This is a genomic window from Maritalea sp. YIW29 (genome assembly GCF_057219265.1).
Map to the genome: position 1 here is coordinate 844,813 of NZ_JBXVVF010000002.1, position 15,317 is coordinate 860,129.

The following is a 15,317-nucleotide window of genomic DNA, read 5'->3' on the forward strand; positions in this document are numbered from 1 at the left end:
TTTGGGGGGCGAAATGGGCAAAAACAATTCAATCATTCATCGTTTTTTAGCCGATGAAAAGGGTGCAACGGCCATTGAATATGGACTGATCGCAGCGGTCATTGTGGTCGTCATTATCGGTGCGATTGGCGCTTTTGGTAGTGCATTATCGGGAGTATTTTCGGGCAGTGAGGACAGTGTCGGCGGCGCAATTGATAAAGCGATTGGGTCGTCCTAGTCTTCATTGCTTTCTAAAATATCCTTCAAAGAAACTTTTGCGCTACCTGGTGCGAGCGGCTTTTGTTGGCTTTCGTGGGGCGCCCATGCTGAAAGCCAAATAAATTCCAATGTCGCTTTTACCCGGCCATCTTGATCTGCAAACTCGGTTTGATAATTTGAGATTGCTTGGCCCAACAATGCGCGTGTTGTCGCTCTATTTGGGGTCTCTATCATCGGGTTGCTCGCCCCAAAAGCTCTTAACTCAGCCATCAGCGCCAACGGATGTTCGTACCTAACGACGTGATGTTCAATGTCAGCGACCGGTAAAGCAAACCCGGCGCGTTGCAACAGGCCTCCGGCGTCTCGAACATCAATAAACGGCGCCACCCGGGCATAGGCCCCGCCAGATATTTCATCATCTGCCTTCAGCCATGCTGCACGCAGTTCCTTCAGAGTTTCGCCGCCAAGGGCAACACACAAGAATAAACCATCTGGTCTGAGATGTTGGTGCGCTTGATGCAAAAAACCAGGCACGTCATTGGTGACCTGCAGGTCCATCATCGACACGATCAGATCATAATCTTTGTCGACTTGGTCAAAAGCTTCAACATCAACTTGCTTGACATTGTCGGCAGGCAAAAGGGTGGTTGCACATTCAAATGCAATCGGGTCGGTTGCTGACATGCCGTCTTTGATGAGGTACTCGATTGATGGCGCGATGATGATCGCTTTTTCAAACTTGCGGGTAATCGTTGCAAGTCGGCTTTCAAGATCTTCGATGACCAACTCAGCGACGAATTTATCTTCCGCATCGCCGCGACGTTTCAATCGTTTGTGAATTCGGCTACGATCAAAAAGCTTTGGCGGCTGCATGGTGGCTCCAAGGAAAAACTGAAGAACATTATATTTTGAGCAATAGTTATGGGGGTGATGGGCAATATGCAACTTGTGTTGCGCATAAAGTCACTATTTTCGGGCAAACAGCAAATCATGTCAGCCATGCGGAACGGCGCATTGGATATGTTGTTCCCGCCCAGCTGTCTGGCTTGTGACGAGCCGATTACTTCTAGTGACGGATTATGTGCTGGTTGCTGGAGCAAGTTGCGGTTTATATCAAAACCCTATTGTCCCAAATTGGGTATTCCGTTTGCTGCTGATATTGGGGCCAGTGTTTTAAGCGCGCAAGCAATCGCTAAGCCGCCAGCATTTGACCGTGCCAGGTCCGCTCTGATTTACGATGACCTCGCCCGTCAAATTGTAAGCCAGTTCAAATATGGGGACCGTTTGGAATTGGCAAAATTTTGCGCGCGGTTGATGCTTGTGGCCGGTAGTGATTTTTGGGAAGAACCTTGCGTGCTTGTGCCAGTGCCGTTGCATTGGCGTCGCCGTCTTTTGCGGCGATACAATCAATCTCAATTGCTGGCTGATCAGATTAGCGCCATGACAGGCTATAAGGTCCACAATGATTGGCTAACGCGTAAGCGATTTACCCGACAACAGGTCGGATTGAGTTCACATGATCGCGAGGACAATGTGCGTGGCGCTTTTTCGGTGACAGATCAGTTTTTGGAGCAATATGAAGGGCAACGTATTGTAATTATTGATGATGTTGTAACAACTGGCGCTACAATTGAAGCGATTGCACGCAGTTTTAGGATCAAATATCGATCAAAGATTGACGTGTTAAGCTTTGCACGGGTTGTCATGGAGCCTGTTGGGGCAATATAGACAAGGTCTGACCTTGATCTAGAAGGAGCGCAAATGCCCACGATCGAACTTTATACCACGCCAACTTGCCCCTATTGCATTGCTGCTAAAGCGTTGCTTGACAATAAAGGCGTTACCTACAAAGAGATGACTGTTATTGGCGACCCAGCCAAGCGGCAAGAAATGCTCAAACGGGCAAATGGCAGCCACACGGTGCCACAAATTTTTATCGATGATCTACATGTTGGTGGATTTGACGATATGAATGCGCTGGATCGGCGGGGCAAACTTGATGCGTTGTTGAACCTCGCCGCAAGCTAAAATGTTACTCGCAGCCTTACAAATGCGCTCGTCGATGGATTTCGAGGAGAATTTTTCAGCTATTGAAGAGGGCTGCGAGCAAGCGAGCGCGCAAGGCGTTGGCTATCTGCAACTGCCTGAAATGGCGCCTATGTTTGCCGAAAATCACGATGGCCTTCGCGCTTGGGTGCGCGACGGCGGCCCCGAACAAGCTATTGAAGCGTTGGGTGGATTTGCGAAAAAATACCAGTTAAACTTACACCTTGGTTCAATGGCTGTGGCGAGCAAGACGGGCAAATGCCTTAATCGGTCATTCCTGTTTGCCCCGAGCGGCGATATTGTTGCCCAATACGACAAAATCCATTTGTTTGATGCGGATGTCGCTGGCGACGCGCCTTATCGGGAAAGCAAGAATTTTGACGCTGGCGAAGAAGCGGTGCTTGCTGACCTGAACGGCGTCGGTTTGGGAATGTCGATTTGTTATGACGTCCGGTTTCCAAGTCTATATGGGACTTTACGTCAAGCAGGAGCACAAGTAATTGGCGTTCCCGCAGCTTTTACGGTGCCAACTGGTGAAGCCCATTGGGAGAGCTTGTTACGTGCCCGCGCGATTGAAACTGGATGTTATTTGGTAGCGGCAGCGCAAGGCGGCAAGCATGCTAACGGACGACGAACCTACGGGCACTCAATGATTTTGAACCCATGGGGCGAGGTAATTGCGGCCTGCATTAACGATCAAACAGGATTGATTGTCGCTTCTTTTGAGCACAATGCTATAAAAGATGCACGATCTCGCATTCCAACACTTGCAAATTCACGCCATTTTTCGTTAAACGTTAACCATAATGGGCCACAATAGTATTGGTTAAACACAAAGGTATCTTTCGGTGATCCAGTATTCGCTTTGCTGTGCAAACGAACATAAGTTCGAAGCTTGGTTTAAAAATGCCGCCGCCTATGATGCGCAGGCGGGTCAGGGTATCTTGGAATGCCCTGTTTGTGGTTCTGCAGACGTCAACAAAGCGTTGATGGCACCGGCTGTTGGCAAAAAATCCAACCAAAAAGTTGCTTTGTCCGCGGGTCATCCAGAGCAAAAAGCTTTGCGTGAAGCCATGAACAAGCTGCGCACAAAAGTGGTGAACGAAGCCGAGTATGTTGGCGATCGGTTTGCCGAGGAAGCCCGCAAAATTCACTTGGAAGAAAGTGATAGCCGCGGCATCTATGGTGAAGCGACAAATGAAGAAGTGTCTTCGCTTGTGGAAGACGGTATCGACTTTTTACCATTGCCCAACGCACCTGAAGAGCACAACTAGAAGTCTTCAATTCGTTAAAAATATGAGAGCCGCCTAGCATTGTTAGGCGGTTTTGTTTTGCGCGATTTCACGCGGCTTGACATCTATGTAAGTTATGGCTTACGGTAAGTTATGGCTTACCAAGAAATATTCGTAGCATTGGCAGATCCGACCCGGCGGCAGATTTTTGAAAATCTACGCGCGCATCCAAAAAGCGTGAGCGAACTTGCAAAAGGTCAAGCCGTGTCTCGGCCCGCGGTTTCTCAACATCTAAAAGTGTTGAGCGCTGCAAAATTGGTCGATGTTGAGCCAAAAGGGAACCGTCGCCTTTATTCGATAAGGCGGGATGGTTTGGAGGAACTCAGGGAGTATCTAGACAGCTTCTGGTCAGATGCCTTGTCCGCATATAGTGCCGAAATCGCACGCATAGTTGAAGAAAATGGGAAATAAAAAGATGCTTGAACCACTTGTAAAAACCGTTGATGTGCCTTGCGATCAGGCGACTGCTTTTGATGTCTTTATCAACAAAATGGACAGTTGGTGGCCGTTGTCAAAGTTCACGCTGTCCGCCATGAAAGGCGCACCAGCTGAAGGCATTCGTGTTGATGCGCATCCGGGTGGTCAAATTGTTGAACTTGGGGCAGAGGGTGTGGAAACACTGTGGGGCACGATCAAAGAATATAGCCCCAATGACTATCTCGCGATGGATTTTCATATTCCGGCACCTGGCCATGAAGAAGTGGGAGATCGCACATTGGTTGAGGTTCGTTTTACCTCGTTAGGTGACAATTCAACGCGGCTTGAATTGACGCAAAGCAATTGGGAAGCGCTGGGCGATATGGCCGAGATGGTTATGGGCGGTTATGGACATGGCTGGACCATGATTTTGGAAGGCGGCTATTTGGCTTCATTTAGCTAAACGATGTGGCATCTCAGATAATTCGGCGCTGGCAGAAATTGCCAGCGCCATCAGTTCTACTTACTGAGCGGCGTTTGTTCTCAGATCGCCAAGATGTTTGTCCCATCCAGCATCGAGTGCTTGGGCCAAGCCGAACATCTCTTCGGATTGAGGTAGTCCTGCATGTTCAAGCGAAAGCTGTGTGCCGCCAGCTACTGGCGTTAAATTGCAGGTCACGACGGTTACTTGGTCATTTAGTTGCGGCATTTGAAATTCATAGCATAAGAGTGTGTGCGGTTCAGACTTGAGCACCTTGCCCCACATGAACGCCTTTCCACTTTCTGCGCCGATCATTTCAAAGCTGTTGTCTGAGCCAAGCGCCTTATTTGGTTTGTGGAACCAAATGGAGAGTTTTTCTGGGTCGGTTAGAAATGTCCAAACATGCTCCGGGCTGGCTTTGAGGAAAATGGATTTATTGATGGTTAGGCTGCTCATTGTACGTCCTTTTCGATGGCAGTTTTCAAGTCGCCAAGTTTGTCGTCCCAGAATTGGCTGAAATAGTTGAGCCAATTTGATGTTGATTGCAGAGTTTGTGGCTCTAGGTGATTGTAACGCTCCCGCCCAGAAGCATGGACGGAGATCAGAGCACCTTCTTCCAATATATTGAGATGTTTTTTCACGGCTGCGCGGGTGAAGGAAAAATGCTCACCCATTTCGCCGATGGTCATGTCCTTTTTGGACAACAGCATTAGCATTTCACGCCGATTTGGATCCGCCAAAGCGCGGAAAGCGAGTTGAATTTGGTCCTGACTATTTTGCATTTCACTTCCTTATGAAACCAAATGGTATCATTTATATATGATACTAAAAGGTATTATGTCAAGTCGGGATGCTTATGGAATTTGGTTTGCAAAATTTTGTGGTTTTCACCCGTGATTGGCTAAATACTTGCAATCGGTTGCAATATTGCGGCCAAAAAGCCAGTTTTGTGGACTGATTAGGCAGATATGGGGTTGTCGCCAGCACCTGCTGAACCGAGTGTACGGGCGCTGGTTTTCCTAACCCGAAGCCGCATTTGCTCTTGTTTCAGGCAAGAGTTATTGGTGCCAGGTGGTTCTCCAATAAATCCATCTGGCACTTATAATTGCTATGTCGATCTTAGCGCTGGCTAGCCATCAACATGCTGCCGCCCAACAAAAAACCGCCACCGACATAATTCATGCGCCGTTTCGCCGTTGTTGACTGCAAGAATTTTTTCGCCCGTTCTGCCGCGATGACATAGGCTGATAAAACCAGCATCACAACACTCGAGGATGAAACCATTAGGATTACGAACTGCGGCAAAGGTGCGGATTCTGGGTTCATGAATTGGGATAGAAATGCCACATAAAATATGATGGCTTTAGGGTTCAGCACACCAGTGATAAATCCAATCCGAAAGCTCTTTGCGCCTTGCTTAGGGTCAATGCCAATATCGTCGTACGTCGCGGTGCGGGCAAAACGAATTTGGCTGAAGCCGAGATAGGCCATGTATAAGATGCCGGCCCACTTCACCAGCTGAAACAGCTCTGATGATGCGGCCAAAATCGCGCCAAGGCCAAAAAAGCTCAGGATCATCAGCAAAATTCCCCCGCAAACATCACCGGCAACGCAAGAGAGAGCCGGTTTTTTGCCAAAGGAAAGCGATTGACCAATGGCCAGTAAAACGCTTGGGCCGGGAATGATTGAAATGACGGCATAGGCAGCAACAAAGGCCAACCAGTTTTCAATGGTCATCAATTTAGCCTTTGGGTTTTTCTGCCAAAAGCATGTAGTTCACGCTCAGATCTTTAGACCGTTTCCACTTGTCTTCAATCGGATGATAGGAAACCCCGGTCCGCTCCATAATGTTCATGTCATTGCGCTTGAGAATGGAGGTGATTTCTTCTGGGGTCACAAACTTATCGTAAGTGTGGGTGCCTTTGGGCAACCAGCGTAAAACGTGCTCTGCGCCAACAATTGCCAATGCATAGGCCTTAAAGGTGCGGTTGATGGTGGCCACAAACATGATGCCGCCGGGCTTAACGAGCGCCGCGCAGCTTTCAAGGTAAAGTTGGATATCGTTGACATGTTCGATCACTTCCATGTTCAAGACAACGTCAAATTGCTCGCCAGCTTCGGCTAGCGCTTCTGAAGTTGTGGCACGATAGTCGATTTCCAGTTCAACACGTTCAGCGTGGTTTTGCGCGATCTGAATGTTCTTCTCACCAGCGTCGGCACCAACAACATCTGCGCCGAGCCGTTTCATCGGCTCACACAGCAAGCCGCCGCCGCAACCAATGTCCAAAAGCCGAAGGCCTGCGAACGGTTCCCGAGCCATTTCGTCCAAGCCGAAATGAGCAATAACTGCATTGCGGATATAGGCTAATCGGACTGGATTGAACTTATGCAATGGTTTGAACTTGCCCTTGGGGTCCCACCATTCGTCGGCCATTGCAGTAAAACGGTCAATTTCGGCAGCTTCGATTGTGGTGGTTGCCATGGTCAGTCCTCATTGTGTCTAAGATCGTAACAAGCGGTACGAGATGTTCCAAAGTCGACTTGCATCTTAAGCCAAGTTCACCTTAACAGGTCAGGTGTGATATTGTCTCAGGCCAAGTCCAAGCAAGTCAAACGTCATGCAAATGATGGCTTTTTGTTGATTGCAATGCTGGTTTATGGCAATGGTCCGCGCGCGACAACTTTAAAATCCATCTAAATAACCCGTGGCAGACGAACGCCAGACGGGATGAAAAATATCAGGAACTTTTATAATGGCAATCATTGTGATGAAGTTTGGCGGCACGTCAGTCGCTGATATTGAGCGGATTAGGCATGCTGCTGCGCATGTTAAACGCGAAGTTGATTTGGGTCATAAAGTTTGTGTTGTTGTATCTGCCATGTCGGGCAAAACAAATGAGCTTGTAGGTTGGGCGCGTGAAGCTGCGACCTTACATGATGCGCGTGAATATGATGCTGTGGTTGCCTCAGGCGAGCAGGTGAGCGCTGGGTTGATGGCGATTGTCTTGCAAGATGCGGGCGTGCCCGCCCGTTCATTTGCAGGTTGGCAGGTGCCGATTGAAACCAATGACGCCCACGGCGCGGCGCGGATTACCAATATTGAGCCAGATCTCTTGCATGAGCGCATGGATGATGGCGTTGTGTGCGTCGTCACTGGGTTCCAAGGCATATCGCCGCAAAATAGAATAACGACACTTGGCCGGGGCGGCTCGGATACGAGTGCAGTTGCTGTTGCGGCGGCGGTTGGTGCTGACCGGTGTGATATTTATACAGATGTGGACGGTGTTTACACAACGGACCCACGAATTGTGCCCAAAGCCAAGCGGCTTGATCGGGTGAGTTTTGAAGAGATGCTCGAGATGGCATCATTGGGCGCAAAAGTGCTGCAGACCCGTTCTGTTGAATTGGCCATGGCGCAGAAAGTGCGCTTGGTTGTGCGCTCTAGTTTTGATGATCCAACCAGCGTGCCGGCACCGTCAGCAGACGGTTCATGGAACGGCCCTGGAACATTGGTGTGTGATGAGGATGAAATTATGGAAAAGCAAATCGTATCTGGGGTGACTTGCGCCCGTGCCGAAGCCAAATTGACCTTGCGCGGCGTGAAGGATAATCCCGGCGTTGCTGCTGATGTGTTTGGTCCATTGGCGGATGCGCAAATTGTTGTCGATATGATTGTGCAAAACGTTTCAGACGATGGCCGCGAAACCGACATTACGTTCACTGTACCGGAAAGCGAATATGAGAAATCGCTAAATGTTCTGACCGAAGCGGGCAAAAATGCGCTGGAATATGATTCGATTTCTGGGTCCAAAGGCAGCGCGAAAATCTCAGTTGTTGGTGTCGGCATGCGTTCCCACGCCGGTGTTGCTGCATCCATGTTTAAAGCCTTGTCAGACAAGGGGATTAACATTCAATTGATCACCACATCAGAAATTAAAACCTCAGTTTTGATTGATGAGGAATACGCCGAACTTGCAGTTCGGGCCTTGCACACTTATTACGGTCTTGATCAAGAAGACGCGTAACCTGAAAAATCGGGTCGCGCCATCTTGTAAATAGTCACTAAGGTGAATGGCAATTGCGTTTTAAAGGCGCGATTGAGGAACAAATGGCTAAATTGACCACCGGCCCTCGAGAACTTTTGCGCCGATTGCGCGCAACAATGGCTGAGCCATTGGGCATTCAAGAACGGCTAAATAAAATCGTTGAGTTGATTTCGGATAGTATGCACGCCGACGTGTGCTCTTTCTATGTTCTGCGCGATGATGGTCAATTGGAACTGTTTGCCACCCAGGGGCTAAAAGCGGAAGCTGTTCACAAAACCACATTGCGGGTTGGTGAGGGCTTGGTTGGTCTCATTGCAGCGGAAGCGGAAACGCTCAATTTGGCAGATGCGCCGTCGCACCCGGCCTTCGCCTATCGACCGGAAACGGGGGAAGACCCTTATCATTCGTTCTTGGGTGTGCCGGTGTTGCGTTCTGGCCAAACCCTCGGCGTACTTGACGTCCAGGGACGAGAGGGCCGTCAATATTCAGAGATTGAAACCGAAGCATTGCTTACCACCGCTACATTGATGGCGGAGATGGTTTCAACAACCGAATTTGGCGCGTTGGTTGGGTCCGGCTCTAATATTGATCTTAGACGTCCGCGGACATTAGAAGCAGCGAGTTTTTCTGATGGAATCGCTCTAGGCAAAGTCTTTGTTCACGATCCACGGGTTGTGGTCACCAATTTTGTTGCTGAAGATGTCGACGCGGAAACGGAACGGCTAGAGCGCGCCATTCGCACCATGCGCATGTCCATTGATGACATGTTCAACAAGCGCGATATGCAAGCCCGTTCTGAGCACCGTGAGATTTTGGAAAGCTACCGGATGTTCGCCCACGATCGGGGCTGGGTGCGTCGTTTGCGTGAGGCTGTGGCGAGCGGTTTGACGGCAGAGGCAGCAGTTGAGCGCGTGCAGAACGATACACGCGCACGGATGCAGCGTCAGACTGATCCATATATTCGCGATCGTTTGCATGATTTGGATGATCTCGCGAACCGGCTTTTGCGCGTACTTACAGGCGACACGAAAGTGTTTGGCCGTCATGAATTGCCTGAACATGCGATTTTGGTCGCGCGGAATATGGGCCCGGCGGAACTGCTTGAATATGACCGCACCAAACTCAAAGGTGTTGTGCTGGAAGAAGGCGGGATGACGGCCCACGTGGCCATTGTTGCCCGTTCCTTGGGCATCGTTGTTCTTGGCCAAGCGGACAATCTTGCGTCGATCTGTGAGATCGGCGACAACATTATCCTTGATGGGCAAACGGGCACTGTCCATTTGCGACCAACCGAAGATGTTGCGGCAACTTATGCGGACAAGGTACGCCTTAGCGCCAAACGTCAGGAACGTTTCGCCGCTCTTAAGGACAAACCATCTGTCACTCTTGATGGGGTGACCATCGATTTGCTGCACAATTCGGGCCTTATCGCAGACTTGTCAGCGATTGAAGAAACCGGTGCCACAGGCATTGGCCTGTTCCGCACTGAATTGCAATTTATGATCGCGTCTAAATTGCCAAGGCTTGCAGAGCAAGTCGAGCTTTATGGGCAAGCCATGGACTTGGCAGGCGACCGACCAATTGTGTTCCGCTTGCTCGATATTGGTGGCGATAAGGTCGTGCCTTATTTACGTTCAGCAAGCGAAGAAAACCCGGCTATGGGTTGGCGTTCTTTGCGCCTTGGGCTTGATCGTCCAGCCTTACTGCGCACTCAAATTCGGGCGCTGTTGCAGGCAGCCAATGGCAGAGATCTTGATATCCTGGTGCCTATGGTCACTGATTGCAACGAGTTTAAACAAGCTCGGCAAATGGTTGATGTCGAATTGGCGCGGCTTAAGAATTCGGCATTTGATGCACCAAAGAACCTGCGCATCGGCGCAATGATTGAAGTGCCATCTTTGCTGTTTGAATTGGATCAGTTGCTACCGATGACCGATTTCGTTTCCATTGGTTCAAACGATTTGGTGCAATTTTTGACTGCCTCAGACCGTGCGAATGCGCGTGTCGCCCGTCGTTATGATTCTATTGCGGCGCCGCGATTGCGGGCATTCAAACATATTGCAGATGCTGCAAAACGGCATCAGAAGCCTTTGACCATGTGTGGTGAATTGGCTGGGCGTCCGATTGAAGCTCTTGCTTTGATGGCGGTTGGCATTGAACGGCTTTCCATGTCCGCGTCATCAGTCGGGCAAATCAAAGAGCTGGTGCTTAGCCTTGACCTGATGCATATTCGCGAGCAAATAGCGGAAGCGTTAGATAGTGATCGTGGCGATCTGGATGTTAGAGAGTTTCTTTATGCGCTTGCGGACCGGCAGGGCCTGCCGCTTTAACGCATCTATATAGACAAGAAGGTGCCTGACTTATGGCAAAATTACCAACCGAAAAGTTGGATGCAATGGTTGATCGCTATCAAGCGATCGAAGATCAAATGGCGTCTGGGCCCGATCCTGAAACGATCGTGCGTTTGTCTAAAGAACATTCGGAACTGCAGCTTGTTGTCGAAAAGATACGCGAGTTCAATCAGGCTCAAACTGATCTAGAAGGCGCTGAAGAAATTATCGCGTCTGGCGATAAAGAATTGGCTGAACTTGCCGAAATGGAGCGAGACGAGCTGAAAGAGGTCCTGGAAACTTTAACACAGGATATTAGGCTTCTTTTACTGCCAAAAGATGATGCCGACGACAAAAGCGCGATCCTTGAAGTGCGCGCTGGCACGGGCGGTGATGAAGCTGCGCTTTTCGCCGGCGATCTGTTTCGAATGTATCAGCGCCACGCCGAGCTTGCCGGTTGGAAAATGACCATCATGGAACAAGCAGAAGGCGATATGGGCGGCTACAAGGAAATTGTGGCCTCGATTAAGGGTGATGGCGTTTATGCCCGGATGAAATATGAATCCGGTGTGCATCGCGTGCAGCGGGTGCCGGACACAGAATCAAGTGGTCGTATTCACACATCTGCCGCAACCGTTGCGGTTTTGCCGGAAGTTGAAGATATCGATATTGAGGTGCGCAATGAAGATATCCGCATCGATACGATGCGGGCATCTGGGGCTGGTGGCCAGCACGTGAACACGACGGATAGTGCGGTGCGCATCACCCACATCCCAACGGGCATTGTGGTGCTTTCTTCCGAGAAATCTCAACACCAAAACCGGGCGAACGCCATGAAGGTTTTGCGGGCACGTCTTTATGAAGAGCAACGCGAGAAACGCGATAGCGAACGGGCGGATGCGCGTCGTGACCAGGTAGGGTCAGGTGATCGGTCTGAGCGTATTCGGACGTACAACTTCCCACAAGGTCGCCTTACCGACCACCGCATCAACCTCACCCTTTATAAGCTGGACAAGCTGATTGCAGGTGAGGGATTGGACGAAGTATTCGACACGTTGATTACCGAAAATCAGGCAGCTCAATTGGCAGCATTGGACGAAACTGTCTAAGTGATGATCAGTTTTGCTCAGCGGCAATTATTTTGGCGCAAGAAGTTCGAATCGGCAGGTCTTGCAACCGCAGGTCTTGATGCACGCTATTTATTGATGGCGGCTTCTGGGCTGGATGCCGCGCAGCTGATCAGCCGTGACCGCGATCCGATCCCTGATGATGTTTTGGAGCGGTTTGAGGCCATGTGCACCCGCCGCCTTACCAATGAGCCAGTGGCCCGAATTCTGGGCGAAAAAGAGTTCTACGGTCACAATTTTGCGCTCAATCAAGATACGTTGGTGCCGCGGCCGGACACAGAATTGATTGTTGATGTCGCCCTTGAACGTTTCGAGGCGGATGGTCGATTTTTGGATTTGGGCACCGGTTCAGGCGCCATTGCAATTTCTATTTTGCTCGAGTTCCCCGAGGCGACCGGGGTGGCAACGGATTTATCTGCATCGGCGCTTGAATGTGCCCGCCAAAACGCAAAGCGCCATGGGGTTGAAGACCGTCTAACGTTCTTGCATGGCAGTTGGTTCGAGCCGGTAGACGCGCAGAGCTTTGACCTTATCATTTCCAACCCGCCCTATATTGGGCAAGATGAGCGAAATGAGATGAATATTGAAGCGCTTGGGTTCGACCCGCATCTTGCTTTATTTGCAGAAGAAGGTGGGCTGGCAGCTTATCGCGCGATCATTGATGCTGCTGGCAAGTATTTAGCCGATGATGGTTGGCTGATGTTTGAAATCGGCCACAAACAGGCGGAAGCGGTGTCTTTGCTTCTGGTGGAAAATGGTTTTGATGAAATTGCCAAACTATCAGACCTAAGTGGCCTCGATCGGGCCATTTTGGCGCAACGATAATTCTCCTCGATTATCCATGTGGCGTAAGAATTTCGTCGACTGTACGACGTTCGCGTTCTTTTTTGGCTGGGCTGTCACCTTCTGTCAGTCGGCCAATTACGATACAGGTTACTGCATCAAATCCGGTTGGAAGGTCTAAGACCTCGCGGGCCAATTTGGGGTTGAAACCGCCCATTTGATGGACTTGCAAATCCAATTCAAGTGCAGCCATTGTCAAATATGCCGCCGCCTGTCCGGCATCGTACCAGGCATGATCATTTATCAGCCCGTCACGCATGCGCTCGCGGCGTGCGGCACAAACAATTATGGCTGATGCGCCACCAAATTTTGCTTGGTTGGATTGCGATAGGATACCCATCAGTTCTTCAAATGCTGAACTGTTTTGACGCAGGGCGTAGTAAAATGACCAAGGCTGTTCATTGAACGCAGAGGGGGTCCATCGAACTATCTCAAAAATGGTGTTCAAGTCGGCATTTGTAATTTCACTGCCATCAAATGTCGCGGGGCTAAATCTATCGGTAAATTTAATCATCGAGATGTTCTTTCATGTTTGCTGACATATTCTTACCAAACCGAGAAATTTTGTCTGGACCAAACGCTGGCGGTAATGGTCTAATAGTTACACCATGAAGAACATTCCTTTGAACATGTTGCGGGCATTTGCGCTTGTCTATCAGACAGGCGGTATTCGCGCAGCCTCGCGCCAACTTATGGTTTCGCATTCTTCGGTAAGTCGTTTTGTTCGTGAACTCGAATCATTTCTTGGCGTGAAGCTTATTGATAGGTCAAAAGTAAGCCGCACCGTTGTTTTTACGGACGAAGGGGTGCGCGTGGGCAAAGGTGCGCTCAAGTCGTTGGGCGAGTTACAGCTTATATTGGAGACAGTTCAGCGCAGGCCGAGTTCGTCTTCGGTTACAATAGAAACAACGCCTTCATTCGCAACAAGATGGTTATTTCCGAAATTGAAGCAGTTCGAACAAAAGTTTAGCTGGATTGAGCTTTCGGTGTCGGTCGGGCAACAGTTTACAAGCGCCGAGAACTGCGAAGCGGACTTGGTTTTGCGCATGGGTCAGGGGCCTTGGGATGGTTTTGATTGTGAAGTATTTATGGATGATCGTTTGGTGCCGGTAGCAGCACCAGAATATGTCGCAAAAGCCAGCATGCCGTTTTCATTGGAAAAAGAAAAACTGCTACATGATCGGGACCCGAGATCCGGTTGGGGCCTTTGGCGTCAGCAGTTTGACGATTGTGCTTCGTTGCAAATGAAGGGGCCAACCTATTCGTCTGGCGAACTGCTATTGCGAGCCGCAGAGCAAGGGCTTGGCGTGGCGCTTGTGCCCATGAGCATTGCGGCAGAATCGATTCATGCCGGACAATTGGTGCGGCTTTGCGATGGCCGGGAAATTGAAGTACCACGGTCTATCTGGATGTTGCAGCCTAAGAACCGGCGAAAAACAAAAGCGATAGAAATCACAATGAATTGGTTGAAGGATCAATCCGCTTGAGAACCCTGAAAACGAGGGTTGTGCAGGTTCTGTTTTATGTTTGAGCCCACAAAAATTGCGACGGCAACGACAGCAGTTTTTTGATCATTTGGATCAATTAATTCTAGTAAAAATTTTTTTCTTGGCAATTTTTAACGAAGCATATAGGTTCCACTTGCGTGTTAAGTTTTCAGGTGCTGGTCACCTGATCGCGAGCATCTTTTTTGATTGATGGATCGCGCACACGCCGGACAGCAGGCATATAGCAGCATCCACCATAGATAAGACAACGAGCGGACTTCTCAGTTGAAGCGCTTGGCCAAGTTTGGACTGTAATCGCACTTTGTGCGAAAAGTGGCTGTCCAATGAATTTAAACAAGAACAATGATTGTAGTGATCGCAAGAGCAACCTATGAGACCAGGACAAAAAAATAACCGCTCACGTGGTCGTGGGAATGGCGGCGGCGGTGGTCGCAAAAACGTAAATCCTTTGTCACGTAGTTATGAGAGTAACGGCCCTGACGTAAAGGTACGCGGCAACCCGGCAACCATTGCGGAAAAATATGTGCAACTCGCTCGTGATGCGCAAGCGTCTGGCGATTCTGTTATGGCGGAAAACTATTTTCAGCATGCTGAGCACTATTTCCGAATTATTTCGGCCGCCCAAGCGCAAGCGCAAGCCCGTCAGGATGAGCGTCCTAAGGAGCGTCAAGAGCAGCCAAATAAAGATGATGGTTCGAACGAGCGCAGCGAAGACGTAAAATCGACTTCGGACGCTGATGGTGCTGAAAAAGCTGTCGCTGATCAAGCGGAGAGCAAGCCGCAGGCAAATGGTGATGAAGAGAGCGCCCCGCGCCCTCGGCGTGCGCCACGCACCCGTCGTCCTCGTCGTAAGCCAGTTGAAAATGCCGAACTGTCCGAAGCACCGCAGCCTTCAATTAATTTGGGCGAAGCGGAAGTTGTTAAGGCAGCACCATCAAATGATGATGTTCCTGCAAAAGCTGGTGGCGACGGCAGTCCAGCAGCAGAAGCGGCTGAATAAACAGCTCAGACTTGCAGAGATTTTGAAGG

19 protein-coding genes are annotated in these 15,317 nt (G+C 49.8%); 13 read left to right on the forward strand and 6 right to left on the reverse strand.

Features of this window, described 5'->3' with window-relative positions; genetic code table 11:
* The first annotated feature begins 13 nt into the window (after positions 1-13).
* Positions 14-217, forward strand: coding sequence for a Flp family type IVb pilin (locus AC2D8L_RS13375; protein WP_484685982.1), 204 nt, complete (start codon positions 14-16; stop codon positions 215-217).
* On the opposite strand, the gene AC2D8L_RS13380 is transcribed toward AC2D8L_RS13375, so the two are convergent.
* Positions 214-1,071 (reverse strand): methyltransferase domain-containing protein, encoded by an 858-nt coding sequence (locus AC2D8L_RS13380; RefSeq protein WP_484685983.1) that lies wholly within the window; start codon positions 1,069-1,071, stop codon positions 214-216. The two genes, AC2D8L_RS13375 and AC2D8L_RS13380, sit on opposite strands and share 4 nt — an antisense overlap.
* 66 nt (positions 1,072-1,137) lie before the next feature.
* On the opposite strand from AC2D8L_RS13380, the gene AC2D8L_RS13385 reads away from it, so the two are divergent.
* The 6 genes from AC2D8L_RS13385 to AC2D8L_RS13410 all read left to right on the forward strand — a co-directional run bounded on the left by AC2D8L_RS13385 (position 1,138) and on the right by AC2D8L_RS13410 (position 4,416).
* Positions 1,138-1,926: a ComF family protein gene (locus AC2D8L_RS13385; protein ID WP_484685984.1), complete on the forward strand. Its 789-nt coding sequence runs from the start codon at positions 1,138-1,140 to the stop codon at positions 1,924-1,926.
* A gap of 33 nt (positions 1,927-1,959) precedes the next feature.
* On the forward strand, positions 1,960-2,226 hold the full coding sequence (gene grxC / locus AC2D8L_RS13390; protein ID WP_484685985.1) for a glutaredoxin 3: 267 nt from the start codon (positions 1,960-1,962) through the stop codon (positions 2,224-2,226).
* Between the two features lies 1 nt (position 2,227).
* Positions 2,228-3,064, forward strand: a complete 837-nt coding sequence (locus tag AC2D8L_RS13395) for a carbon-nitrogen hydrolase family protein (RefSeq protein WP_484685986.1) — start codon at positions 2,228-2,230, stop codon at positions 3,062-3,064.
* Between the two features lie 28 nt (positions 3,065-3,092).
* Positions 3,093-3,518: a DUF1178 family protein gene (locus tag AC2D8L_RS13400; protein ID WP_484685987.1), complete on the forward strand. Its 426-nt coding sequence runs from the start codon at positions 3,093-3,095 to the stop codon at positions 3,516-3,518.
* Between the two features lie 111 nt (positions 3,519-3,629).
* Positions 3,630-3,947: an ArsR/SmtB family transcription factor gene (locus AC2D8L_RS13405; protein WP_484685988.1), complete on the forward strand. Its 318-nt coding sequence runs from the start codon at positions 3,630-3,632 to the stop codon at positions 3,945-3,947.
* Positions 3,937-4,416 (forward strand): SRPBCC domain-containing protein, encoded by a 480-nt coding sequence (locus AC2D8L_RS13410; RefSeq protein ID WP_484685989.1) that lies wholly within the window; start codon positions 3,937-3,939, stop codon positions 4,414-4,416. The genes AC2D8L_RS13405 and AC2D8L_RS13410 overlap by 11 nt, the downstream gene beginning before the upstream one ends.
* Positions 4,417-4,476: 60 nt before the next feature.
* On the opposite strand, the gene AC2D8L_RS13415 is transcribed toward AC2D8L_RS13410, so the two are convergent.
* From AC2D8L_RS13415 to ubiG, 4 genes are all read right to left on the reverse strand, one after another.
* Positions 4,477-4,890, reverse strand: a complete 414-nt coding sequence (locus tag AC2D8L_RS13415; RefSeq protein WP_484685990.1) for an SRPBCC family protein — start codon at positions 4,888-4,890, stop codon at positions 4,477-4,479.
* Complete coding sequence (locus tag AC2D8L_RS13420; protein WP_484685991.1) at positions 4,887-5,216, reverse strand: ArsR/SmtB family transcription factor; 330 nt, start codon at positions 5,214-5,216, stop codon at positions 4,887-4,889. Before AC2D8L_RS13420 ends, AC2D8L_RS13415 begins: the two co-directional genes overlap by 4 nt.
* A gap of 337 nt (positions 5,217-5,553) precedes the next feature.
* On the reverse strand, positions 5,554-6,171 hold the full coding sequence (locus AC2D8L_RS13425) for a LysE family translocator (protein WP_484685992.1): 618 nt from the start codon (positions 6,169-6,171) through the stop codon (positions 5,554-5,556).
* Positions 6,172-6,175: 4 nt separating this feature from the next.
* A complete protein-coding gene (ubiG, locus tag AC2D8L_RS13430) occupies positions 6,176-6,916 on the reverse strand; it encodes a bifunctional 2-polyprenyl-6-hydroxyphenol methylase/3-demethylubiquinol 3-O-methyltransferase UbiG (RefSeq protein ID WP_484685993.1) in 741 nt (246 codons plus the stop codon).
* A 271-nt stretch (positions 6,917-7,187) separates the two neighbouring features.
* On the opposite strand from ubiG, the gene AC2D8L_RS13435 reads away from it, so the two are divergent.
* The 4 genes from AC2D8L_RS13435 to prmC all read left to right on the forward strand — a co-directional run bounded on the left by AC2D8L_RS13435 (position 7,188) and on the right by prmC (position 12,762).
* Positions 7,188-8,459 (forward strand): aspartate kinase, encoded by a 1,272-nt coding sequence (locus tag AC2D8L_RS13435; RefSeq protein ID WP_484685994.1) that lies wholly within the window; start codon positions 7,188-7,190, stop codon positions 8,457-8,459.
* 83 nt (positions 8,460-8,542) lie between these two features.
* The gene (gene ptsP / locus AC2D8L_RS13440) at positions 8,543-10,810 is read left to right on the forward strand and encodes a phosphoenolpyruvate--protein phosphotransferase (RefSeq protein WP_484685995.1); all 2,268 of its coding nucleotides are present in this window, start codon (positions 8,543-8,545) and stop codon (positions 10,808-10,810) included.
* A 32-nt stretch (positions 10,811-10,842) separates the two neighbouring features.
* Entirely contained in the window at positions 10,843-11,919 is a 1,077-nt protein-coding gene (gene prfA, locus AC2D8L_RS13445; protein WP_484685996.1) for a peptide chain release factor 1, read from the forward strand.
* Between the two features lie 3 nt (positions 11,920-11,922).
* Positions 11,923-12,762 (forward strand): peptide chain release factor N(5)-glutamine methyltransferase, encoded by an 840-nt coding sequence (prmC, locus tag AC2D8L_RS13450; RefSeq protein WP_484685997.1) that lies wholly within the window; start codon positions 11,923-11,925, stop codon positions 12,760-12,762.
* Between the two features lie 10 nt (positions 12,763-12,772).
* Here prmC and AC2D8L_RS13455 read toward each other — a convergent pair whose 3' ends face one another.
* The gene (locus tag AC2D8L_RS13455; RefSeq protein ID WP_484685998.1) at positions 12,773-13,294 is read right to left on the reverse strand and encodes a nitroreductase family protein; all 522 of its coding nucleotides are present in this window, start codon (positions 13,292-13,294) and stop codon (positions 12,773-12,775) included.
* 94 nt (positions 13,295-13,388) lie between these two features.
* On the opposite strand from AC2D8L_RS13455, the gene AC2D8L_RS13460 reads away from it, so the two are divergent.
* Together AC2D8L_RS13460 and AC2D8L_RS13465 are read left to right on the forward strand one after the other, a co-directional pair.
* The gene (locus tag AC2D8L_RS13460; RefSeq protein ID WP_484685999.1) at positions 13,389-14,267 is read left to right on the forward strand and encodes a LysR family transcriptional regulator; all 879 of its coding nucleotides are present in this window, start codon (positions 13,389-13,391) and stop codon (positions 14,265-14,267) included.
* A 391-nt stretch (positions 14,268-14,658) separates the two neighbouring features.
* Positions 14,659-15,288, forward strand: coding sequence for a DUF4167 domain-containing protein (locus AC2D8L_RS13465; protein WP_484686000.1), 630 nt, complete (start codon positions 14,659-14,661; stop codon positions 15,286-15,288).
* Positions 15,289-15,317: the final 29 nt, after the last annotated feature.